The organism is Cellulomonas humilata, assembly GCF_030814415.1.
Taxonomy (GTDB): domain Bacteria; phylum Actinomycetota; class Actinomycetes; order Actinomycetales; family Cellulomonadaceae; genus Cellulomonas; species Cellulomonas humilata_A.
This window is the reverse complement of sequence record NZ_JAUSVB010000006.1, coordinates 272632-294804: the sequence shown is the minus strand read 5'-3', so window position 1 is coordinate 294804 and position 22173 is coordinate 272632. Positions and strand designations below refer to the sequence as shown.

The 22173-nt window shown below is 73.2% G+C and carries 26 protein-coding genes; 9 read left to right on the top strand and 17 right to left on the bottom strand.

All coding sequences use genetic code 11. From position 1 onward, the window contains the following. Positions 1 to 91 precede the first annotated feature (91 nt). Entirely contained in the window at positions 92 to 2194 is a 2103-nt protein-coding gene (locus J2X26_RS20060; RefSeq protein WP_307494470.1) for an MMPL family transporter, read from the top strand. Between the two features lie 102 nt (positions 2195 to 2296). Next, a complete protein-coding gene (locus J2X26_RS20055) occupies positions 2297 to 5071 on the top strand; it encodes a cation-translocating P-type ATPase (protein WP_307494469.1) in 2775 nt (924 codons plus the stop codon). Here J2X26_RS20055 and J2X26_RS20050 read toward each other — a convergent pair whose 3' ends face one another. Then, positions 5072 to 5818 (bottom strand): PIG-L deacetylase family protein, encoded by a 747-nt coding sequence (locus J2X26_RS20050; protein WP_307494468.1) that lies wholly within the window; start codon positions 5816 to 5818, stop codon positions 5072 to 5074. It abuts the gene before it with no gap. A gap of 10 nt (positions 5819 to 5828) precedes the next feature. After that, the gene (locus tag J2X26_RS20045) at positions 5829 to 6383 is read right to left on the bottom strand and encodes an O-acetyl-ADP-ribose deacetylase (protein ID WP_307494467.1); all 555 of its coding nucleotides are present in this window, start codon (positions 6381 to 6383) and stop codon (positions 5829 to 5831) included. A 944-nt stretch (positions 6384 to 7327) separates the two neighbouring features. On the opposite strand from J2X26_RS20045, the gene J2X26_RS20040 reads away from it, so the two are divergent. Next, positions 7328 to 7972, top strand: coding sequence for a hypothetical protein (locus tag J2X26_RS20040; protein ID WP_307494466.1), 645 nt, complete (start codon positions 7328 to 7330; stop codon positions 7970 to 7972). Here J2X26_RS20040 and dtd read toward each other — a convergent pair. From dtd to J2X26_RS20000, 8 genes are all read right to left on the bottom strand, one after another. After that, complete coding sequence (dtd, locus tag J2X26_RS20035; protein ID WP_307494465.1) at positions 7969 to 8406, bottom strand: D-aminoacyl-tRNA deacylase; 438 nt, start codon at positions 8404 to 8406, stop codon at positions 7969 to 7971. The genes J2X26_RS20040 and dtd overlap by 4 nt on opposite strands. Beyond that, the gene (locus tag J2X26_RS20030; RefSeq protein ID WP_439897882.1) at positions 8403 to 9359 is read right to left on the bottom strand and encodes an asparaginase; all 957 of its coding nucleotides are present in this window, start codon (positions 9357 to 9359) and stop codon (positions 8403 to 8405) included. Before J2X26_RS20030 ends, dtd begins: the two co-directional genes overlap by 4 nt. Positions 9360 to 9361: 2 nt before the next feature. Further along, the gene (locus tag J2X26_RS20025) at positions 9362 to 9712 is read right to left on the bottom strand and encodes a DUF2516 family protein (protein WP_307494464.1); all 351 of its coding nucleotides are present in this window, start codon (positions 9710 to 9712) and stop codon (positions 9362 to 9364) included. Between the two features lie 19 nt (positions 9713 to 9731). After that, a complete protein-coding gene (locus tag J2X26_RS20020) occupies positions 9732 to 10151 on the bottom strand; it encodes a type II toxin-antitoxin system VapC family toxin (protein WP_307494463.1) in 420 nt (139 codons plus the stop codon). Between the two features lies 1 nt (position 10152). Continuing rightward, complete coding sequence (locus tag J2X26_RS20015) at positions 10153 to 10419, bottom strand: type II toxin-antitoxin system Phd/YefM family antitoxin (protein ID WP_307494462.1); 267 nt, start codon at positions 10417 to 10419, stop codon at positions 10153 to 10155. Positions 10420 to 10509: 90 nt separating this feature from the next. Further along, positions 10510 to 11622 (bottom strand): FUSC family protein, encoded by a 1113-nt coding sequence (locus tag J2X26_RS20010; protein ID WP_307494461.1) that lies wholly within the window; start codon positions 11620 to 11622, stop codon positions 10510 to 10512. Continuing rightward, positions 11619 to 12806, bottom strand: coding sequence for a CAF17-like 4Fe-4S cluster assembly/insertion protein YgfZ (gene ygfZ, locus J2X26_RS20005; protein ID WP_307494460.1), 1188 nt, complete (start codon positions 12804 to 12806; stop codon positions 11619 to 11621). The genes J2X26_RS20010 and ygfZ overlap by 4 nt, the downstream gene beginning before the upstream one ends. Next, the gene (locus J2X26_RS20000; protein WP_307494459.1) at positions 12806 to 13384 is read right to left on the bottom strand and encodes an FABP family protein; all 579 of its coding nucleotides are present in this window, start codon (positions 13382 to 13384) and stop codon (positions 12806 to 12808) included. Before J2X26_RS20000 ends, ygfZ begins: the two co-directional genes overlap by 1 nt. Before the next feature lie 186 nt (positions 13385 to 13570). Between J2X26_RS20000 and J2X26_RS19995 the strand changes: the two genes are divergently transcribed. Continuing rightward, complete coding sequence (locus J2X26_RS19995; protein WP_307494458.1) at positions 13571 to 13942, top strand: DsrE family protein; 372 nt, start codon at positions 13571 to 13573, stop codon at positions 13940 to 13942. Here the strand turns inward: J2X26_RS19995 and J2X26_RS19990 are convergent. The 3 genes from J2X26_RS19990 to J2X26_RS19980 form a co-directional block, all read right to left on the bottom strand. Then, positions 13939 to 14400, bottom strand: a complete 462-nt coding sequence (locus J2X26_RS19990; RefSeq protein ID WP_307494457.1) for a DUF4395 domain-containing protein — start codon at positions 14398 to 14400, stop codon at positions 13939 to 13941. The genes J2X26_RS19995 and J2X26_RS19990 overlap by 4 nt on opposite strands. Positions 14401 to 14473: 73 nt before the next feature. Beyond that, positions 14474 to 14935 (bottom strand): thioredoxin family protein, encoded by a 462-nt coding sequence (locus tag J2X26_RS19985; RefSeq protein WP_307494456.1) that lies wholly within the window; start codon positions 14933 to 14935, stop codon positions 14474 to 14476. Between the two features lie 3 nt (positions 14936 to 14938). After that, positions 14939 to 15673, bottom strand: a complete 735-nt coding sequence (locus tag J2X26_RS19980; RefSeq protein ID WP_307494455.1) for a hypothetical protein — start codon at positions 15671 to 15673, stop codon at positions 14939 to 14941. A gap of 235 nt (positions 15674 to 15908) precedes the next feature. Between J2X26_RS19980 and J2X26_RS19975 the strand changes: the two genes are divergently transcribed. Genes J2X26_RS19975 through J2X26_RS19965 form a run of 3 tightly spaced genes read left to right on the top strand, consistent with a single transcriptional unit; the run spans position 15909 to position 18914 of the window. After that, a complete protein-coding gene (locus tag J2X26_RS19975) occupies positions 15909 to 16637 on the top strand; it encodes a winged helix-turn-helix transcriptional regulator (RefSeq protein ID WP_056593539.1) in 729 nt (242 codons plus the stop codon). Positions 16638 to 16680: 43 nt separating this feature from the next. Continuing rightward, on the top strand, positions 16681 to 17961 hold the full coding sequence (gene nhaA / locus J2X26_RS19970; protein WP_307494454.1) for a Na+/H+ antiporter NhaA: 1281 nt from the start codon (positions 16681 to 16683) through the stop codon (positions 17959 to 17961). Positions 17962 to 17972: 11 nt separating this feature from the next. After that, positions 17973 to 18914, top strand: a complete 942-nt coding sequence (locus J2X26_RS19965) for an alpha/beta fold hydrolase (RefSeq protein WP_307494453.1) — start codon at positions 17973 to 17975, stop codon at positions 18912 to 18914. On the opposite strand, the gene nth is transcribed toward J2X26_RS19965, so the two are convergent. Next, on the bottom strand, positions 18904 to 19620 hold the full coding sequence (gene nth / locus J2X26_RS19960; RefSeq protein ID WP_439897881.1) for an endonuclease III: 717 nt from the start codon (positions 19618 to 19620) through the stop codon (positions 18904 to 18906). The two genes, J2X26_RS19965 and nth, sit on opposite strands and share 11 nt — an antisense overlap. A gap of 168 nt (positions 19621 to 19788) precedes the next feature. Here nth and J2X26_RS19955 point away from each other — a divergent pair, with 168 nt between their 5' ends. After that, positions 19789 to 20199, top strand: coding sequence for a hypothetical protein (locus J2X26_RS19955; protein ID WP_307494451.1), 411 nt, complete (start codon positions 19789 to 19791; stop codon positions 20197 to 20199). A 125-nt stretch (positions 20200 to 20324) separates the two neighbouring features. Continuing rightward, positions 20325 to 21002: a Crp/Fnr family transcriptional regulator gene (locus tag J2X26_RS19950; RefSeq protein WP_307494450.1), complete on the top strand. Its 678-nt coding sequence runs from the start codon at positions 20325 to 20327 to the stop codon at positions 21000 to 21002. Positions 21003 to 21014: 12 nt separating this feature from the next. On the opposite strand, the gene J2X26_RS19945 is transcribed toward J2X26_RS19950, so the two are convergent. Genes J2X26_RS19945 through J2X26_RS19935 form a run of 3 tightly spaced genes read right to left on the bottom strand, consistent with a single transcriptional unit; the run spans position 21015 to position 22000 of the window. Then, on the bottom strand, positions 21015 to 21509 hold the full coding sequence (locus tag J2X26_RS19945) for a RidA family protein (protein WP_307494449.1): 495 nt from the start codon (positions 21507 to 21509) through the stop codon (positions 21015 to 21017). Continuing rightward, positions 21509 to 21667, bottom strand: coding sequence for a DUF4177 domain-containing protein (locus J2X26_RS19940; protein WP_146847999.1), 159 nt, complete (start codon positions 21665 to 21667; stop codon positions 21509 to 21511). The genes J2X26_RS19945 and J2X26_RS19940 overlap by 1 nt, the downstream gene beginning before the upstream one ends. Before the next feature lie 39 nt (positions 21668 to 21706). After that, complete coding sequence (locus J2X26_RS19935) at positions 21707 to 22000, bottom strand: WhiB family transcriptional regulator (RefSeq protein ID WP_307494448.1); 294 nt, start codon at positions 21998 to 22000, stop codon at positions 21707 to 21709. Positions 22001 to 22173 lie beyond the last annotated feature (173 nt).

Sequence of the window (22173 nt, the reverse complement as noted above, 5' to 3'; positions counted from 1 at the left end):
AGCATCGACACCGGCTCTCGACGATGTATCTCCCGTCGGGCGGGCCGCACCTTCCTGTCGTCGTCGACAACCCCTACATGAGGACACACCCATGTCTCAGGTCGCCGGATGGATCACCCACCGCTACCTCAAGTTCGCCGTCATCGTCTTCTGGCTCGTCGTCGTGGCGCTCCTCGGGCCGCTCGCGGGCAAGCTCACCGGCGCGCAGGACAACGACGCCAAGTCCTGGCTGCCCGCCAACGCCGAGTCGACCGAGGTGCTCGACGTCGCCGCGGGGTTCGTGTCGTCCAACACGATCCCCGCCGTGATCGTCTACGAGCGGCCGGACGGCCTCACGCCCGCGGACCTCGAGGCCGTCGCGACCGACGCCCAGGAGTTCGGCACGCTGGACACCCTCGACGGTGAGGTCATCGGCCCGATCCCGTCGGAGGACGGGGAGGCTGTGCAGATCATCGTGCCGCTCGACCTCGGCTCGGACGGCTGGAACCTCGCCGCCGACGCGGTCGACGACCTGCGGGCCACCGCCGAGGACGGCCCCGATGGTCTCGACGTCTACGTCACCGGCCCGGCGGGCGGCGCCGCCGACTCGTCCGCGGCGTTCGAGGGCATCGACGGCACCCTGCTGTACGCGGCCGTCGCCGTCGTCATCGTCATCCTGCTGATCACCTACCGCAGCCCGATCCTCTGGCTCCTGCCGGTCATCTCGGCGGGTGTCGCGCTCACCGTCTCGCAGGCCCTCATCTACCTGCTCGCGGACAACTACGACCTCACCGTCAACGCCCAGAGCGCCGGCATCCTCACGGTCCTCGTGTTCGGCGCGGGGACGGACTACGCCCTGCTGCTCGTCGCGCGCTACCGCGAGGAGCTGCGCAAGCACGGCGACCGCCACGAGGCCATGGCCCTGGCCCTGCACCGCGCCAGCCCGGCGATCATCGCGTCCGGCGCCACGGTCGCCATCGGCATGCTCTGCCTGCTCTTCGCGACCATGAACTCGACCGCCGGCCTCGGCCCGGTCGCGGCCGTCGGCGTCGGCGTCGCGGTGCTCGTGATGCTGACCCTGCTGCCCGCGCTGCTCGTCACGTGCGGCCGGTGGATCTTCTGGCCCCGCGCCCCGAAGCTCGGCGACGACGAGCCGTCCGAGCACGGTTTCTGGGCGCGCGTCGGCGGCCGCATCGAGCGTCGCCCCCGCGCCACGTGGATCGGGACGTCCGCGATCCTCGCGGTCGCGTGCCTCGGCATCGTCGCGCTGAACGCCACGGGCCTGACCACCGAGGAGTCGTTCCGCGGCACGCAGCCCTCGATCGAGGGCGAGAAGGTGCTCGCCGCGCACTTCCCCGGCGGGGCCGGCTCGCCGGTCGCGGTCATCGCGAACGCCGACCAGGCGAACGAGGTGGCACTGGTGTTCGCCGACGTCGAAGGCATCGACCCGACGAGCGTCACGGAGCCCGTCGTGAAGGACGGTCTGGCGTACATCGAGGGCACCCTGACCTCGGCGCCCGACAGCGACGACGCCTACGACACGGTCGACCGGGTACGGGCCGCCGTGCACTCTGTGCCGGACGCGGACGCCCTGGTGGGCGGCAGCACCGCCGTCAACCTCGACGTGCAGCGCGCGTCCGCGGACGACAACCGGCTGATCATCCCGATCGTCCTCCTGGTCGTGTTCCTGATCCTGATGGTCCTGCTCCGGGCGGTCGTCGCCCCGCTGGTGCTCATCGGGACGGTCGTGCTCTCGTTCGGCGCCGCCATCGGCGTCAGCGCGCTGATCTTCAAGTACGTCTTCGGCTACGCCGGGGCGGACACGTCGTTCCCGCTGTTCGTCTTCGTGTTCCTGGTCGCGCTCGGGATCGACTACAACATCTTCCTCATGACCCGGGTCCGGGAGGAGGCCATCCGCCTCGGGCACCACCGTGGCTCGCTGGTCGGTCTGGCGGCCACCGGCGGGGTGATCACGTCGGCCGGGCTGGTGCTCGCGGGGACGTTCGCGGTGCTCGGCACGCTGCCTCTGGTGGCGTTCGCGGAGATCGGGTTCGCCGTGGCGTTCGGCGTGCTCCTCGACACCCTGGTGGTCCGGTCCGTGCTGGTCACGGCGCTGAACCTCGACATCGGCAAGACGATGTGGTGGCCCAGCGCGCTGAGCAAGCAGGCCGAGCCGGAGCCGGCCGAGGAGCAGGTGCCGGTTCCGGTCGCCTGAGCGCCACGCGAGATGCCCGGATCGTCCGTAGATCCGGGCATCTCGGGATAGCGTCTGGCGCAGGGCCTCTTGAAGGGCACCGCCGCGGCGCCAGGAGCTGACGTGACAGACATCGCTGAACCTCAGACCACGACCATCGCCACGCCGCCCACCCGGTGGTGGGCGCTCGACCCGGAGGCTGCGACCGCGCAGCTCGACACCGATCCGGCGACGGGTCTGTCGTCCGCCGAGGTCACGACCCGGCGGGAGCGGTACGGCTCGAACACCCTGACCGCGCAGGCGGCCCCGTCCGTGTGGTCGGTGGTCTTCCAGCAGCTGCGCGACCCGATGAACATCATGCTGATCGCCGTCGCGGCGGTGAGCGCGGCCATCGGGCAGGGGTCGACGGCCCTCATCGTCGGCTTCCTGGTGGTGATCAACGTCGTCATCGGGACCCGACAGGAGATGCTCGCGCGCAAGAGCGTCGACGCGCTGGCCACGATGCAGGAACCGCAGTCCCGCGTGCGGCGGGATGGTGCGCTGGTGCAGATCCCCGCGCACGACCTGGTGCCCGGCGACATCGTCGAGCTGGAGGCGGGCGACATCGTGCCCGCCGACGGCCGGCTGCTGCGGACCGCCACGATGGAGACGCAGGAAGCGGCGCTGACCGGCGAGAGCACCCCGATCGGCAAGGACGTGATCACGCTCGCCGACGACGAGGTCCCGCTCGGCGACCGCGCCAACATGGCGTTCCAGAACACGTCGGTCACCCGCGGCACCGGCACGATGCTGGTCACCGCGACGGGCATGACCACGCAGATCGGCAACATCGCCACGCTGCTGTCGTCGGTGGAGAAGACGAAGTCGCCGCTGCAGCAGGAGCTCGACAAGCTCACCAAGGTCCTCGGCGTCATCGCGTGGACCGCGGTCGCGGTCATCGTGGTCATCGGCATCGTGCGCGGCCAGTCCCCGAGCGACCTGCTCTTCCTGGCGACCGCCGTGGCCATCTCCGCGATCCCGACGGGCCTGCCCACGTTCGTCCAGGCGATGCTCGCGTACGGGGCCCGTCAGCTGGCCGACGCGAAGGCCGTCGTCGCCAACCTCAACGACGTCGAGACGCTCGGAGCGACCAGCTCGATCAACTCGGACAAGACGGGGACGCTGACCCTCAACGAGATGACGGTCACCGCGCTGTACACGATCGGTCAGCACTTCACCGTCGAGGGCAGCGGCTACGCGAAGTCGGGCAAGATCCTGCAGACGGCGGGCGCCGACGTGCCGGACCTGACCCCGCTCGCCTACGGCCTGTGCCTGGCCAGCGACGCGACCGTGTCCGACTCCGGTGCCGTGATCGGCGACCCGACCGAGGCCGCCCTCGTGGTGCTCGCCGCCAAGCTGGGGATCGACGCGGAGGAGAGCCGCCGGACGTACCCCCGCGTCGCGGAGGTGCCGTTCGACTCGGCGTACAAGTTCATGGCCACCGCCCACTGGCTCCCCTGGCGTGGTGACCGGTCCCTGGTCGAGGTGGTCAAGGGCGGTCCGGACGTCGTGCTGCAACGCTGCACGCACGCCCTCGCCGGTCCGGGCCAGACAGTCCCGCTGGAGGACATGCGCGCCGACATCGAGGCGGAGATGGAGCGGCTCGCCGAGCAGGGTCTGCGCACGCTCGCCTTCGCGACGCGGTTCCTCACGCCGGCCGACGAGGCCGCCCTGGTCGCCGACCCGATGTCCTACGTCGAGGAGCTCGTGTTCGTCGGCCTGGTCGGCATCGTCGACCCGCTGCGGCCCACCGCCAAGGTGGCCGTCGAGATCGCCCTGAAGGCGGGCATCGAGGTCCGCATGATCACCGGCGACCACGCGGTGACCGCGAGCGCGATCGGCAGGCAGCTGGGCCTCGGCCCGGGCGCGATCAGCGGACCGGAGCTGGCCGCCCTGACCGACGAGGAGCTGCTGGAGCGACTGCCGAACCTGCACGTGTTCGGCCGTGTCACCCCTGAGGACAAGCTCCGGCTCGTCCAGCTCATGCAGAAGCAGGGCCTCGTGGTCGCCATGACGGGTGATGCCGTCAACGACGCCGCCGCCATCAAGCAGGCCGACATCGGCGTCGCGATGGGCTCCGGCAGCGAGGTCACCAAGCAGGCGGCCCGCCTCGTGCTCACCGACGACAACTTCAGCACCCTGGTGCACGCGGTCGAGCTCGGGCGCAGCATCTACCAGAAGATCACCGCGTACATCCGCTTCCAGATGAGCCAGCTGATCGGCCTCGTGGTGCTGTTCCTCGCGGCCAGCATCTTCGACATCGCCGACGGCGTCGCGATGACTCCGATGATGGTGCTGTTCCTCAACTTCTTCGTCGCCGTGTTCCCGGTCATCGCGATCATGCTCGACCCGGTCGGCCCCGGGATCATGGACCGCATGCCGCGCGACCCGAAGCTCGGCATCAGCAACGGCTACGCGGTACGCCGCTGGATCCTCTACGGGATGGTCCTGTGCATCTCCTCGGCGATCCCGCTGGTGGCCGGCCCCGACACCCCGGCCGCCGACACCCCGACGGCGTCGATGACGATGGCGTTCGTGGTCATGGGCCTCGGTTCGGTCCTGTCCGGGCTGGTCCTGCGGCGCGAGCCGGAGTCGGGCCTCGCTGCTCCCCTGCTGACGGCGGTCAAGGTGCTCTCGGCCCCCGTGATCCTCGTCGTGCTGGCCACCGAGCTGGACTTCCTGCAGGGATGGCTCACGACGCAGTCGTTGTCGGGTCCGCAGTGGCTGGCCTGCCTGGGCCTCGCACTGCTGCTGCCGATCGTCGCGGAGATCGACAAGGTGATCATGCGGCACCGGGCCGCCACCCAGCTCGTCCTGGACCCGAAGGAGGCAGTGAGCCCGGCGCGCGCTCGCAGCTAGTCAGTCGAGCATCGGCGGCGGCGCCTGCAGGTCGTAGGTCCGGAACAGGACCGCGTGCTCGACCCCCATGGCACGTCCCTGCATCGCCGCGATCATCGGCAGCATGTCCTTCGGGGCGGGATGCCCGGGCAGTCCCGCGAGGTACTCCTCGTGGGCCTCCAGGGACGCGATCCCGGCCTGCAGGGCGTCCGGGGTGACCTCCACGCCGTGCGTCGCCCGGGAGTCTCCGCTGACCAGCAGCCAGCGGACCTGCCAGGGCTCCAGGCCGCCGTCGAGCAGCTCGGTGAACACCCACCGGTTGCCGGCGTCGCGCACCGCGTCGAGCGTGGCCAGCCCGGCCACGCGGTGGTCGGCCATGTTCAGCCCCGCGACGAACTCGAGCTCCCACGACCCGGTGAGCACCACGTCGGGCCGGTACTCACGGATCCGCCGCGCGATGTCCCGCCGCAGCGGCAGCCCGTACTCCAGCACGCCGTCGGGGTGCTCGAGGAACGTCACGTCGGTGACACCGACCGCCGCCGACCCCGTGACCTGCTCGCGGGTGCGGACCTCGCGGGTGCGGTCCGGCGGCGACGCGTCCATGCCGGCCTCCCCGCGGGTGAGCACCAGGTAGGCGACGTCGACCCCGCGGGCGGTCCACATCGCGACAGCGGACGAGGTGCCGTACTCGACGTCGTCCGGGTGTGCGACGACGCACAGCACGCGGCGGAACTCGGAGTCCGGCAGGGCCGGCAGGAGATCAGGCATGTCCGCGACGCTACGCGCGGTCGAGCTCGCTCCGGAAGGCGTCGAGCGCGTTCTGCGAGAAGAGCACGAAGCGCACCACCTCGATCCCGTGCGGTCGTGGGTGCCCCGGGGTCCAGCCCGCCTCGGTGCCCTCCTGCCACACCCGGACGGTGCCGACGGCGATCCGTGCCACGTCCTCGACCGCCCAGCCGTAGACACCGGCGCTGACCGCCGGGAAGGCGATGCTCGCGGCATCCAGCCCCACGGCCAGCTCGAGCGGCCGCGCGAAGCAGGACGACAGCAGCACGGGGTCCGTCTCTCCTCGGTGCCGGTTCGGCCCGACGGTGTGGATCACCCAGCGGGCGGTGAGGTCGAACCCGGGAGTCACGACGGCGTCCCCGACGGGCAGCCCGTCCGGCAGCGTGGTCGCGCGCAGCTCGTGGCACGCGGCCAGCAGCCCGGGCCCGGCGGCCGCATGGATCGCGCCGTCGACTCCCCCGCCACCCAGCAGGGACGAGTTCGCGGCGTTGACGATGACGTCGACGTCCTGCGTGGTGATGTCCCCGAGGACGGCCTCGATCAGCATCCCGCCATCATCCCGGTCGCCGGGCGACATGGGTAAGGCCCCTCGGACGCTTACTCCGAGGGGCCTTCACCGGTTCCCAGGGTACAAGGGGTCCGCGTCCGGACGGGTGAACGACTCGCGCGTCGTCCACATCTTTCGTCCACACCCCTGTGTTTACCGGGTGTTTACGCAGGTGAACCTGTGGACAAGGGTGTGGGTAAAGCGGTGGACAAAGAAAGCTCCGAGAACCCCTTGTGGCCCCCTACCGAAGCGCGTTAGAAATCTCACATCGAGATCGACAGATCGAGAACCGCAGGCGAAGGATCCCTCCCGGGGAGACTGAAACCGCAGGTCAGGTGGCCTCTTCGGAGATCACGTGGACCGGGTGGACGACCACTCGGACAGGGCCGGAGCCTCGACGCACGAGCCCCTTCGGGGACTCGAGCAGGCGGCGCAGAACGCCCTTCGGGGAGGTGGCGCCGGTGGGGACAGGCTGTGGATGTCGGACCGACCGGAGAACGGACGACCACATCGCCGTGGCGACACGACGAACCGCGGATGACGACGCGGGGACGTCAAGGACCGGAAGGTAGCTCGCAGTCGTCCCGCCCGTGGCGGGTCGTCGGTGCCGGAGCCCCTCGGGGTGACCGCGTCGGCGACGAACCGCGTGTCGGGACGTAGCCGCACCGTCAGCGCGGCGTCGGTCACCGGTTCGCCGGGGACGGAAGACCTGCGAACACGAGAGGGCCCCTCGGACGCTTACTCCGAGGGGCCCTCTCCGTATGCCCGGACCTCTCACGGTTCGCGGTGGTCTGCGCTGAATCCTTTCGGGTGGATCGCCTGCGACCTGGACCCGGCGTGCCGCCGCTCCTGCTTCGGTATGTTCCGTCGGGCCCGCGGAGCCGCACCGATCACGCGGGCGTGCATCTGTGCTGCCGCGCGCTCGCGGTGGGGAGGGAAGTGCCGTGGTGGCGACGACGTTCATGGAGCCCGCTGAGGCGAAGCACCGCGTCACGGCCGCTGGGTGGGTGCTCCGTGGCATCGGCGTGCTGGTCGTCTGGTCGGCGTGGGCGTTCCTGGTGGGAGCCGCGCTCCTCCTGTCGGGGAACGGCGGGAAGGCCGCCGGCCCGGCGGTCGCCGTCGCGGCGATGCTCGTCGCGCTCGTCCCCACCTGGTTCCTGGTCCGCGGGGCGCGCTCCCGGCGGTGGCTCCTGGCCGGCGCGACGGTGGTCCTGGTCCTGGTCGGGCTCTTCCTCGGTTCGCTCGGGGGTCCGAGCCTGGCGCGGATGACCGGCGTGGGTGCGTCGCTGCCGGTCGCGACCGGCGCCCAGCTGCTCACCACGTCGAGCGTCGAGAACACCCTCTGCCTGCAGGAGTGCTCGCAGGTCACGCACCTGTACGCGGTCCTCGACTCGGACGCCGCACAGTCCAAGATCGGGTCCGGGCTCCTGGCGAGCGGGTGGGACGCGGTGGACCTCGGGACGTTCTGCAAGGGCCAGTTCGGGGTCCGGCTGGCCGACGTCGCCGACCCGACGATCGTCGATCCCCCACCGGCGCCGCCCGGCATGGAGCTGCTGAGCGTCTCGACGAGCCGCTGCGAGCGCCCCTAGGCGTCTGGCACCGACTCCAGCAGGATCGTCACCGGTCCGTCGTTGACCAGCTCGACCGCCATGTCCGCGCCGAACACGCCCGTGGCCACCTCGAGGCCGCGGGCGCGCAGGGCGTCGACGACGGCCTCGACCAGCGGCTGCGCGACGGGCCCGGGTGCTGCGGCGTTCCAGGTCGGCCGACGGCCCTTGCGGGTGTCCGCGTAGAGCGTGAACTGGCTGACGACGAGCACCGGGGCGCCGACGTCCACCGCGCACTGCTCGTCGCGCAGGATGCGCAGCTCGGCGATCTTCCGCGCGACCAGCTCGACCTGCGCCGCTCCGTCGCCGGGCGTCACCCCCACCAGCGCCACCAGGCCGGGCCGGTCGATCGCGCCGACCACGATGCCGTCGACGGTCACGGACGCGCGCGTGACGCGCTGGACGACCGCTCTCATGCGCCGAAGGTCGCGACGACCTCGCCGACGGCCCTGCCGTGGCCCAGGACGGGTGTCAGGGAGACGGCCTCGACGAGCGCGGGATCGACCCCGGCCACGGTGAGCGCGGCCGCGAGCACCACCGGCCGGGGACGCGACGACCCGTCCACGATCTTCAGCGCGACCGCGCCGCCGTCCGGCAGACCGGCGGCGTAGACGCCGTCGGCACCGTCCTTCGCCACAAGGCCCGGGACCGCCTCCATGAACCGGGTGGCGTCCCGCCCGGTGCCGGCGACGTGCCACGGGTGCTCCGACATCGCCCGCCCGGCACGCCGCGGGAGCCCGTCACCGGTCGCGAGGCCCGCGAACGAGCGGGCGAGCCCGCGCAGCGTCGTCGAGAACAGCGGAGCGCCGCAGCCGTCGACCGTCGCCAGCTCGACGGGCACGCCGGTGAGCTCACCGACCACCTCCCGCGTCGCCACCTGCAACGGGTGCTCCGGGTCGAGGTAGTCCTGGGTCGGCCAGCCCGCGGCCACGCACGTCGCGAGCATCCCCGCGTGCTTGCCGGAGCAGTTCTGGGTGAGCGGCTCGGTCCCGTGCCCGTCCGCGCGCCACTGCCACGCCGCGTCGGCGTCCAGCGGCCAGTCGGGGGTGTTCCGCAGGTCGTCGGCACCCAGACCCGCGTCGGCGAGGATCGCGCGGACCACGTCGAGGTGCCCGGGCTCGGCGTTGTGGCTGGCGCACACGAGGGCGAGCTCGGCGCCGTCGACGTCCAGCCCGGCGCGCAGCATCGCGACCGCCTGCAACGGCTTGAGCGACGACCGCGCCCACATCGTCGCGTCGGGGCCCCCCAGGGCGAACCGCTCGGACCCGTCGGGCGCGAGCACCACGACGTGGCCGACGTGCACCGACTCCACCAGACCGCCGCGCAGCACCCGCGCGAGCGGGACCGCGGAGGCGCCGATGTCCGGCACGCTCACCAGCCGCCGGAGGGACCCGACGGTCCGCGGGGTCCACGTCCGCGTCCGCGTCCGCCCGAGTACGGGGTCACCGCAGGCTTGACGTCGACCAGGTACACGATCGCGCCGACCGCGGCGAGCAGGGCGAGGAACGACGGCAGGTGCGGCACGCCCGGGATCGGGATCACGCTGAACGAGACGGCCGTGGCGACGCCGACGATCGCGCCCCAGAAACCCTTGGTCCGCTTCCCCGCCTGCGGGAACGCGGTCGCCGGCCGCCGGAGCAGGTCGATGAGCGCCCACAGGCTCAGCCCGAAGATGGCGATGTAGAAGACGAAGAAGATGACGACCTGCAGGCTCGCGATCACGGGGCGAGCCTACGAGACATCACGGGACGACGAGCAGGCCTTCGGCGCGCGCCGCGGCCGCGAGGTGCTCGTCCCACGCAGCGACGACGAGGTCGGGCGACCGCAGCTCCAGGGCGGACGCGAGGTGCAGGGCGTCGGCGGCACGCAACGGGTGCCGGCCGACGAGCGCGGCGGCCGACGTCGTGACGGCCTCCTGCAGCTCGAGCACGTGCAGCCCGGGCCACAGCCGCTCCCACGCCGCGAGCGCCTCGGCCGCTGCCTCGTCGTCGAGCCGACCCGCGCGCCGGCCGCCGGCGAGCACGGCCCGCACCTCGGCGTCGGCCAGCCGGGACGTGACCACCAGGTCGGCGCCGTCCCACAGGGCCGCGACCAGCGCGGACCCGGGCTCGGCGACGCAGAGCTTCACCAGCGCGCTGGTGTCCAGGTAGACGACCGCCATCTCAGCGCCGCAGCCGACGGACCAGGTCCGAGACCCCGCCCTTGGCCGCCGGGGTGCTGCGCTCCGTGGACCGGGCCGGTGGCCGGGGTGCCGAGGCCGGCGTCAGCAGCCCGTCCCGCTCCAGCCGGGACAACAGGTCCGCCGCCTCGATGCCGCTGAGCCGCGCGACGGGGATCCCGCGCTCCGTGATGACCACGTCCTCCCCGGCGCGCGCGGCCTCGATCCACTGCCTGAGCTCTGCGCGCAACGCGCTGACCGAGACGTCCACGCAGCGACCGTATCGAACCCGCCCCGCCCACGGGGGAGGTTGCAGGCAGGTCGTCGACCTCCGGTGCTCCGTACCGAGCTGGTGTCGGGGTCAGATCTCCGGCAGGGAGTCGCGGGCGGCCTGCGGGTCGACGCCCGCCGCCTCCAGCAGGTCGACGACGAGCGAGCGGTGCAGCAGCACCAGGCTCTGCACCTGCCAGTCGAGCGCGGCCAGCCGGAACGGGTCCAGCGCGCCGGAGACCGCCAGCAGCTGCGCCCGTGCGCGCTCCGGGTCCCGGCCCGCGCCGAGGGCCGCGGCGAGGTCGTCGGTGGCCCGGGCGGTGGCCTCGACCTGCTCCGCGACCGTCGTCATGTCATGGGTCTGCGCCTCGACGGCCGACAGGCAGCGCCGGGCGAGCACGCGGGCGTTGCGCATCGCGCGGTCGACGAGCACCGCGTCGGCCGCGAGCCCGGCCAGCTCCGCGCGGTGCTTGCGGATGGTCGGGGACACGCGGGCCAGCTCGCCGGCGTTGGTCGCGGTCTCGGACCACTCGTCCAGCGCGGGCTGCGACGCCCGCCCGCGCACGAGCGCGTCCTCGACGTCGGCCGTCGACCCGGTGCGCAGGCCGCGCGCCAGGATGCGGAGCACGCCCGCCAGGTCCTCGGTCGCCGCACGGGCGAGCGTCCGGGGGTGGCGACGAGGGTCGCGCGGGGTCAGCAGCGCGACCGCGAGCGCCACGGCTCCCCCGATCGCGGCGTCGATCCACCGCCCGAGCGGCCCACCGGTCGCGGAGATCGCGGGCAGGCCGACGATGACCAGCGCCTGCACGCCCGCCTGCGTGGTGAGCATCTGCCCGCGGTCGATGAACCGCGCGATGATCGCCGCCAGGAACAGCACGACGGCCACCTGCCAGGCGCCGTTGCCGATGAGGTGCACCAGCAGGTCCCCCAGCGCGACCCCGATCGCCACCCCGACGGCCAGCTCCGCGACCCGCCGGACCGACCGGTCCGTCGTGAACCCGAGCGCGATCCACGCGCTGACGGGCGCGAAGAACGGGAACGGGTGCCCGACCGCGTACCGGGCGATCGCGAACGCGATGGCCGCTGCGATCGACGCCTGCAGGATCGGGAACCACGCAGCACGGACCCGCGCCCACCCCTGGCGCAGCCGCACCTCGACGCGCACGTCCAGACGGGAGGTCGTGCGCGACTCGGGGGTGCTCACAGGCTCGGGTGCTGCCCCAGGCCGCGGGTCAGGGGTCCGCGCGCGGCGGGCCGGTCCACGGAGACGCCGTCGCCGGGCACGATCTGCTCCTGGCCGGCTGCGACCGACCCGGCCTCGGACTCGACCACCAGCTCGGCGTCCGCCGGCACCGACCGCTTGACCACGGCCAGCGCGACCGGACCCAGCTCGTGGTGGCGCGCGACGGTGGTGACCTGCCCGACCACCCGCCCGGGCTCCTGCGAGTCGGCGCCTCGGACCACGTCGTGCACCGCGGCACCGGGCTCGGGCAGCAGGTGCCCGGACCCGTCGAGGTGCAGCATGACCAGGCGACGCGGCGGCCGGCCGAGGTTGTGCACGCGCGCCACGGTCTCCTGCCCGCGGTAGCAGCCCTTGGTCAGGTGCACCGCGGTGCGCAGCCAGTCGAGCTCGTGCGGGATGGTCCGGTGGTCGACCTCGTGGGACGAGCGCGGGCGCCACGCCTCCACGCGGGCGGCCTCGCTGGCCCAGGTGCCGACGAGCGGCCAGCCGGCAGCCTCCCGCGCGCGCACCTCCTCGACCAGCCGGTCGCGCGGGACCAGGACGAGCCGCCAGTCGCGGTCGGCGCCGGGGTGCTCGTCGTCGGCCGGTCCGTACCGCGTGCCACCCGCTGCCGTGGTCGGCCACGGGTCGCGCCAGGTGATCGGCTCGTCGGGCGTGCCCTCGGCGTCCACCGGCTCGCCGATGGCGGCCCAGTCGTCGGTCGCGTCGACGATCTCGACCCGCAGCATGAACTTCATGCGGTTCAGCCAGGCGGCGAGCGCGATCGGCGTCTCGGTGATCAGCCAGGTGGTCTCGCCGTCGTCGACGACGCCCGCCGCGTGCTCGACGTGCCCCTGCGGGCTGAGCACCAGCAGCTCCGTCGACGTGCGCGGTGGCAGCGCGGTCAGCTCCTGCGAGGTGATGGAGTTCAGCCAGGTCAGCCGGTCCGGGCCGGTGACGGTGACGACCCCGAGGTTCGACTGGTCCACCACGGCACCGCCGCGGGACAGCGCGCGCTGCTCGGCGGTCGGGTCGCCGTAGTGCCACGCGACACCGTCGTCCGGGCCCGAGCCCCGGACCGCTCCACGGCGAGCCAGCAGGGGGCTGCTGTGCCGCGGGGGCTCGCCGTGCGATGCGGGTGTCTCGACGGTCGCGTCGGTGGTCATCAGGCCTCGTCGTCGGTGAGGGCCTCGACCCGCGCGAGGCGGCCCGAGGCGTAGGACTGCATGGGGTGCCCGAACGCGGCGATGTCGTGCGCCCACATGAGCTCGCCGTTCACCAGGCCGTAGAGGCGCTTGCCGGCACTGACGTCGGCGCCGGACGCGGTGCGCACGATGGCGTCGCTCACCAGGTCGATGCGGCCCTTGCCGACCGCGCCGATGTAGACGGCGACGTGCCCCGACGGGTCGGCGACCAGGAGCTCGACGGCGTGCTGGTCCTCGGTGAGGCCCCAGTCGGTCGGTCGCTCGGGCGGGATGCGCCAGTAGCCGGACTCGGTCTGCCAGACGGGTGCGGGCGGCTCGTCCTCGAGCGCCGCCGTCGTGGACGGCGCCACGATCAGCCTGATCGTCGACGTGTACGACAGGTACGGTCCGCCGTCGCTGGCGATGACGATCTCCTGCGTGAAGGTCGCCTCGTCGATACCCGGGTAGTCGACGACGCCCTCACCGCGCCACGTGCCCACCAGCCAGGCCAGCGGGTAGACCTCGGGAGCGAGACCCTCGGGGTCGAGGACGAACGGCATGGGCGGGGCCTCCTGTGGTGACACGGCGTCAGGGCACGTCAGCGCTGGCCCTTGTAGAGCCGGTAGACGACGAAGCAGGCGAACCAGCCGATCACCAGCGTCGCGGCGACCAGCAGGCCGATGAAGACTCCCTCGAGCGCAGTCATGCCGACGATCCTAACGAGCGCACACCCCTAACCTGTTCCGATGAGTCCCACGCCACGCCCCCTGGTGATCAAGACCACGTCCGGCACCGAGCGCCCGGAGGCCACCAACCAGGCGTTCACGGTGGCTGCGGCCGCCGTCGCGGCGGGCGCGGACGTCAGCCTCTGGCTCACGGGCGAGTCGGCCTGGTTCGCCCTGCCGGGGCGCGCGGCCGACCTGGTCCTCGAGCACGCCACCCCGCTGGGCGAGCTGTTGGACCTGGTGCTCGAGGGCGGCCGCGTGACCGTCTGCACGCAGTGCGCCGCCCGCCGGGGCATCGGTCCGGAGCACGTGCTCCCGGGCGTGCGGATCGCCGGCGCGGCGGTCTTCGTGGAGGAGTCGCTGGCCGAGCGCGCGCAGGCGCTCGTGTACTAGGCCGTCTTCCCCGCCCGCAGCCGGACGCCGAGCAGGTACAGCTCGCACCCGAGGCACAGCCCGAACACCGCGTTGAGGAACGCCGCGACCAGCGCGAGCGCGGCGGCGACCGGGACGGCGACAGCCACGCCCGCCAGGCCGAGGACCAGCCCCGCACCCGTGATGATCAGGCCGACCAGCTGCGCGAACGTCGGCGGGCGCGGGTCCTCGAGCTCGGTCGGCGGCGCCAGGCGCGGGCGGACCAGCTTGCGGAACACCCAGCCCTGCCAGGTGCGACCGATGCCGCCGAACGCGCCGAGCGCGAAGCTCGCGACGATGACCGCGAGGACGGCGTAGGCGGCGGGCGTGGTGCCGAGCAGCAGGACGACGACGAGCAGGACGAGCGTCAGTGCGGCGCCGAAGCGGGGGCCGCGGGGGTCGATGCCCGCGGGGGCGTCGATGCGTACGGGCGTGCTCACGGGGACTCCAGGGGGTCGCGCAGGGATGAGGGGTCCATCGGCCGGGGACTGCGCGCCCGCGCCGGGAGCCGGCTCAGGCTGCGGAGACCCCGCCCGGACAGGAGTCGAGCGCGGCGAGCGCGTGCCGACGGTCCGTGGCACCGGACATGCGGCCGACCACGACGCCGCGGGCGTCGAGCAGGAGCGTGGTCGGGGTGCGCATGATGCCGAAGCGTCGCACGAGATCGAGGTGCTCGACCACGTCCATCTCGACGTGTGAGAGGTCGTCGTGCTCGGAGACGAGCTGCGCGAGCACCGCGTGGGTGCGACGGCAGGGCGCACAGACCTCGCTGGAGAACTGCACGAGAGTCGCGCGGGTGCCGAGCGGCACCCCCAGCTCGGCGGCCGAGAGGCGCGAGTCGTCGGCCTCGTCCACCGGTGCGGACGCCAGGAGCGCGGGGTCGACCGCGGTGTACCTCCCGTTGCGCGACCGCCACCACAGGCCCAGCACGGCAGCGACGACCAGGAGGGCGAGGACGAGCAGGACGCGGTCCACGCCTCAGCCCACCAGGACCCGGCCGACGACGTACACGAGGATGCCGGTCACGGTGACCGGGAGGGTGACGGCCGCGAGCGAGGGCCAGCGCCGTTCGAGCGACGGCAGCTGGTCGAAGAGCGCGTGCAGGGTGGCGACGAGGACCCCGACCGAGAGGCCCAGCAGGGCGCCCGCCAGGGGGTCGATCGCCGGGAGCAGCAGCCCGCCCAGGGCACCGGCACCCGCCGCGGCCCCGGCCGTGACCAGCGCGCCGACCCACGGCTTGAGGTGCAGCGCCACCACGGCGGACCCGACGGCCAGCGCCAGGGCCCCGACGACCACGATGGGCTCGCCGCCGGGCGTCCGGCCGATCGCGACCCACCCGGCCACGGCGACCGCGACGAGCGTTCCGGCGACCGTCCCCGACACCGACTCGACGAGCCGGGTGCGCCCGTCGCGACGCAGGAGCTCGTTGACGAACGCCAGCAGGATCGCGGCCGCGAAGACGACCGGCAGGTCCCGCAGGTACGGCTGGTCGACCGTGAGGTGCACGACCGCGACGGCCCCGACACCCCCGAGCGCCACGACCGTGGCGGACCCGGGCTTGAACGGCAGCCCCGCCAGCGCGGGCCAGCCGAGGGCGAAGACGAGAGCGAGGACCGCGGCGGTGCCGGTCAGCGGCAGGCCGCCGAGATATCCGGCGACGGCGACGGCGGCGGCGAGGACGGCCGTCACGACCGCCCGGGTGGCGAGCTGCATGGGGTCCCCTACCGTCCCGCGACCGGGGTCACCGGGGAGGTTGCCCGGGGCGCGGCCGGTCGTGCGGTCTGCAAGGAGGGGAGGAGCACGCCGCCGATTGTCGCATCCCGGCGCGATCCGGCCTGTCCAACCGGTCACCCGTCCTGGTGGAACACCGCCATCACCTGGGCCGTGGGCGCAGGTTGCTCGGACCGCGCGGTACCGTTGCCCCCACTCGCACGCGGGGAGGTCCCAGGTGGCAGATCTGCTGCTGCTCACTCCAGCGTCCGGGGGCTCCGCCCAGGTGCTCCCGGCCCTCGGTCTGTTGTCCCACCGCGTCCGCGTGCTCCCCGTCGAACCGTCGGCTCTCGTGGACGCACCGGACGCGGACATCGTCGTGCTCGACGCACGACGCGACCTGGTCACGGCCAGGACCACCTGTCGGCTGCTGCGCGCCACGGGCCTGACCGTCCCGCTCATCCTCGTGCTCACCGAAGGCGGCCTCACCGTCGTCACGGCGGAGTGGGGCGCGGACGACATCATCCTGGAGACGGCCAACCCGGCCGAGGTGGAGACGCGGTTCCGGCTGGTCATGGAGCGCGCCGCCACCGCGGGGTACGACGACGCCCCGCAGGAGATCTCCTCCGGCGAGCTCACCATCGACGCCGGCGGCTACACGGCCCGGCTCCGTGGCCGGCCGCTCGACCTCACCTACAAGGAGTTCGAGCTCCTCAAGTACCTGGTCCAGCACCCGGGGCGCGTGTTCACGCGCGCCCAGCTGCTGCAGGAGGTCTGGGGCTACGACTACTACGGAGGCACCCGGACCGTCGACGTGCACGTCCGACGCCTGCGCGCCAAGCTCGGGCCCGAGCACGAGCAGCTCATCGGCACGGTCCGCAACGTCGGCTACCGCTTCGACCCGCCCAAGGACCGCCGCGGAGCGGTGGACGGTCGCAACGAGGTCCCGGAGCCTGCAGACGCCTGAGCGTCGCCGTCCAGCCTGACGAGAGGGCCTGCGAGGAGGTTCCGTGCCCACACCCGCGCGCCGTCTCTTCGACGCCCTCTCCCCCGGCTCCGAGCGCAACCTGCTCGACACCCTGCGCGAGGAGCGCGTCGGCGGTGCCCTGCTGCTGGTCGGGACGGTCGTCGCCCTGCTCTGGGCCAACATCGCCCCCGCGTCGTACACGGCGGTCTCGGACACCGTCGTCGGACCTGCGGCCCTGCACCTCGACCTCACGCTGGCCACCTGGGCGACCGACGGGCTGCTCGCGATCTTCTTCTTCGTCGTCGGGCTCGAGCTCAAGCGGGAGATCGTCGCCGGTGAGCTGCGCAACCCGCGGACGGCGGTGGTGCCCATCGTCGCCGCGGTCGGCGGCATGGTCGTCCCCGCGGCGCTGTACCTCGCCGTCAACCTGACGTCCCCGGACGGCAACGCGCGCGGGTGGGCCGTCCCGACGGCGACGGACATCGCGTTCGCGGTATCCGTCCTCGCGATCGTCGGCCGCAGCCTGCCGAACGCGTTGCGCGCCTTCCTGCTCACGCTCGCGGTCGTCGACGACCTGCTCGCGATCATCGTCATCGGCGCCGTCTACACCGAGTCCGTCTCCGCGCTGTGGCTGGTCGTGGGTGCCGCGACGGTCGTCGTGTTCGCGCTCGTCATCCGTCGGGGCTGGGTCAGCGGCTGGCTGCTGGTGCCCCTCGGCCTGGTCGCGTGGGCCGCCGTCCACGCGTCCGGCGTCCACGCGACGATCGCCGGGGTCGCGCTGGGGCTCGTCGTCCCCGCCACGCCGGAGGCCACCCGGCGGGCGCTCCGGCTCGACGCCCTGCCACAGGACTCGCTCGCGGAACGGTGGGAACACGTGTGGCGGCCGCTGTCCGCGGGGATCGCCGTGCCCGTGTTCGCGCTGTTCGCCGCCGGGGTGACGCTCAGTGCCGGGACCCTGGCGACGTCGTTCGCGGACCCGGTCGCCCAGGGCGTGGCGCTCGGCCTCGTCGTGGGCAAACCCCTGGGCATCCTCGGCGCCACGTGGCTGGTCGCGCGCTTCACGCGGGCCGCGCTCGCCCCCGGCCTCGGCTGGCCGGACGTCGGAGCCGTCGGCCTGCTCGGCGGGATCGGGTTCACGGTGTCGCTGCTGGTCGGCGAGCTCGCCTTCGGCGCCGGCAGCCCGCACGACGAGCACGTCGTCGTCGCGGTGCTGGTCGCGTCGCTGGTCGCGGCCGTCCTCGGCGGCGCGGCCCTGTTCCAGCGCGACCGACATCACGCGCACGTGGAGCCCAGGGCCTCACGCGACACCGACCAGACCGGGTAGGTTCGGCACCGATGAGCACCGTCGACTCCGCCTCGCTCCTCATCGACGGCCCCTGGGAGCATCGCTATGTGGCCGCGAACGGCGCCCGGTTCCACGTGGCCGTCGCCGGCCCCGACGACCGCGACGCCCCGCTCGTCGTGCTCCTGCACGGCATCCCGCAGTTCTGGTGGGCGTGGCGGCACCAGCTCCCCGCCCTCGCGGATGCCGGCTACCGCGTGGCGGCCATGGACGTGCGCGGCACGGGTGGTTCCGACAAGCCGCCCGTCGGGTACGACGTCCCGACGCTGGCTGCCGACGTCGCGGGCGTGATCCAGTCGCTCGGCGCTGCGAACGCGGTGATCGTCGGCAGCGGCACGGGCGGCGAGATCGCGTGGGCGATGGCCGGGCTGCACCCCGACCGGGTCCGCGCGGTCGCCGCGCTGGCGGCCCCGCACCCGCTGGACACCCGTGGGCACCCCCGCACCGCCGTCCGCCCGTCGGCTCTGCGGCGGCTGGCGTTCGTGCAGCTGCCGTCGTTCCCGGAGCAGGCGCTGATGGAAGGCGACCTGGTCGCGAGGTTCCTGCGGGAGTGGGGCGGCCACCCGGGCTGGCTCGACCGGCGCGCGGAGACGACGTACCGCTCCGCGGCGCGCGTGCCGTTCGCGGCGCACAGCCAGATGGAGCAGCTGCGCTGGATGGTCCGGTCGATGCCCCGCCCCGACGGCCGCCGCTACCACTCGATCCTCGAGGAGCGCACGCGGCCGGTCCCCGTCCTGCAGGTGCACGGCGGTCGCGACGGGCTCCGACCCGCGTCCCGCGCCGCCCTGTCCAAGGACACCGCGGCGCTGGTGGCCTCGCGCTACCAGTTCGAGCTTCTGCCTCAGGCCGGGCACTACCCCGCGGAGGAGGCGCCGGAGCGCGTCACCGACCTTCTTCTGGCATGGCTGCGCGAGGTCGCCCCGGTCACGCCTTGACCATCGCGGCGGCCTTCGCGGGGTCGATCTCACCGATCCCCGCCGACGGGCACATCGCGGCGACCGGGCACGCCCCGCACGCCGGCTTGCGCGCGAAGCAGGTGCGCCGCCCGTGGAAGATCAGCCGGTGCGAGGCCATCGTCCAGTCCTTGCGGGGCAGCAGCGCGCCGAGCTCCTGCTCGACCACCAGCGGGTCCTTGCTCGTGGTGTAGCCGAGCCGCAGCGAGAGCCGCATGACGTGCGTGTCCGTGGTGATCCCCGGGACACCGAACGCGTTCCCGAGCACCACGTTGGCCGTCTTGCGTCCCACGCCGGGCAGCGTCACCAGGTCCTTGAGCCGCCCGGGGACCTCCCCGTGGTACCGCTCGACGAGCTCCCGGGACAGCCCCATGACCGACTTCGTCTTGGCCCGGAAGAAGCCGGTGGGCCGCAGGATCTCCTCGACCTCCTCGGGGTTCGCGGCCGCGAGGGCCGCGGCGTCCGGGTAGCGCGCGAAGAGGGCCGGGGTGGTGAGGTTCACGAGGACGTCGGTGGTCTGCGCCGACAGCACCGTGGCGACCAGCAGCTCGAACGGGGACGTGAAGTCCAGCTCGCAGTGCGCGTCGGGGTAGCGCACGGCCAGGGCACGGTCGACCCGGCGTGCACGGCGGGTGCGGGCGAGCGAGGACTCAGCCTCCGGGGTGTCTGCTCCGGTCACGATCGGCAGCCTACGACCCGGCGCCGACACCCGTTCGGGGCGCCTCTGACCTGCGGCGTTGCTCCCTTGGAGTGATCTGGGGCCCCACCCGGGCCCGCGCGCTCAAGGTCGGCCCGTATCGGGCCGAATCCACCCACGGCACCCGTTCGAGATGCCCGTCCGAGGAGGACCTGCCCCATGACGTCACCCGTCGAGCAACGGGTCAATGATCTCCGCCTCGACCGGCGCGCGCTGCGTGCCGAGCGCGCCCGGGTCGCCTGGTGGCGTCGGCTCGTCCGCGCCCGCCTCGACCTGGCGGTCGCGCTGGCCGCCCGCCCGCAGACGCTCGGCGAGGAGATGGCGTTCCAGCTCCCGCTCGACGTGGGCCTCGACGTCCCGCGTCCTGCCGCCCTCGCCGCCGTGCTCGACGTCAGCACCGAGGCGATCGACCGTCTGGGCGAGCTGAAGGCCCTCGACGAGCAGCTCTCGACCTACGCCGCCGGCGTGGAGGACGCCCTGACGCGGGCCACGGACCGGCTCATCACCCGCCTCGCGGCCGACCCCGGCATCGTCGTCGCCGGCCTCGGGGAGCCTCTGGGCCGCGGATGACACCCACCATGGGGCAGACTGAGTGCGGATCAGGCCGCTGACCAGCGGCCGGTCCGACCGTCTCCATCGTGAACGTTGCCGCCACCGGGATGAACCGGGTGCGGCCAGAGAGGTGAGGTGTCCCCGTGGAGGACGACATCGTGCTGTCGGCGCCGCTGTTCGCCGGGCTCGACCCGGAGGCGTCCGAGACGCTCGTCGCGACGATGAAGCCGATCGAGATCGCGCGCGGCGACGCCCTGTTCCAGGAGGGTGAGCCCGGCGACCGGCTCTACGTCGTGCGCGAGGGCAAGATCAAGCTCGGCCGCCGCTCGAACGACGGCCGCGAGAACCTGCTGGCCGTCCTCGGACCGGGCGAGATGTTCGGCGAGCTGAGCCTCTTCGACCCCGGCCCCCGCACGGCCACGGCGACCGTCGTCGCCGACGCCGTGGTGCTCGAGCTCGGGCACAGCGACCTGATCCGCTGGCTCCAGGACAAGCCGGCCGTGGCGCAGCACCTGCTCCAGGCGCTCGCCCGACGGCTGCGCCGGACCAACGAGGCGCTCGCCGACCTGGTGTTCTCGGACGTGCCCGGTCGCGTCGCCAAGGCGCTGCTGGACCTGTCGACCCGCTTCGGCGAGAAGGTCGACGAGGGCATCCGCGTCGCGCACGACCTCACGCAGGAGGAGCTCGCGCAGCTCGTCGGCGCGTCGCGCGAGACCGTCAACAAGGCGCTGGCCGACTTCGCCGCCCGCGGCTGGGTGCGCCGGGAGGGCCGCGCGGTCGTGCTGCTCGACGTCGAGCGCCTGGAGCGCCGGGCCCGCTAGGCCCCGACGGGCTCAGGCCAGCTCGACGACGATCTCGACCTCGACCGGGGCGTCCATCGGCAGCACGGCCACGCCCACGGCCGACCGCGCGTGCACGCCTGCGTCACCCAGGACGGCGTGCAGCAGCAGGCTGGCGCCGTTGACGACCGAGGGCTGACCGGTGAACGCCGGGTCACTGGCGACGAAGCCGACGACCTTGGTGACGTGCACGATCCGGTCGAGCGCGTCGGCGCCCTGCGGACCACCCTCGGCGGCGACCACCGCGGCGACCGCAGCGAGCGCGTTCAGCGCGCACGTCCGGGCGTACCCGGCCGCGTCGTCCGGGGAGACCAGACCGTCCCCGACGCCGACCTTGCCGGTGGCCGGCAGCGCGCCGGCCACGAGCGGCAGCTGGCCCGAGGTGTAGACGTAGGCGCCGGACCGGACGGCCGGCACGTACGCCGCGAGGGGCAGGGCCACCTGGGGCAGTTCCAGCCCCAGGTCGGCGAGCCGCGCGGCGGCGCCCATCAGGACTCCTTGGGCCGCTTGAGGTACGCCACGAGGCCGGCGTCGGGTCCCTGGATCACCTGGACGAGCTCCCAGCCGTCGGCTCCCCACTGGTCGAGGATCGCCTTCGTGGCGTGAATGATGAGCGGAATGGTCGCGTACTCCCACGTCGTTGCCATGGGGCTCACCCTAGGGCCCTCCACGACGTCGGAGCGCTCTCACAAGGCGTCGACGACGTCCGTCCCGACGAGCTCGTTGCGCCAGGACCGCACCTCGGGGCGCCGGCGGAGCAGTGCCCGTCGTTCGCGCTCGGTCATGCCGCCCCAGACCCCGAAGTCCATGCGGTTGTCGAGGGCGTCGGCGAGGCAGGCCAGCCGGACGGGGCAGCCGGTGCACACCGTGCGCGCCTCACGCTGGGCAGCGCCCTCGACGAAGAGCGCGTCGGGTGCGAGCTTGCCGGTCCCGCACGCTGCGAGCGCTGTCCAGTGCGCGTCCTGCGCGAGTGTGGTCACTCATCCTCCCGAGCACGCCGACGGGGGCGTGCCGTGGCATCCGCACCCGTGTCCTGCCGGGAAACTACTGGTAGGAGCACCTCCGTGGCGAGACTCCGTTCGGGTCATATCGTCAGATGGACGTGTGACCGGGTCAGAAGGCGTCCAGCGTTGATGTGCAGGTCCCGTGCAGG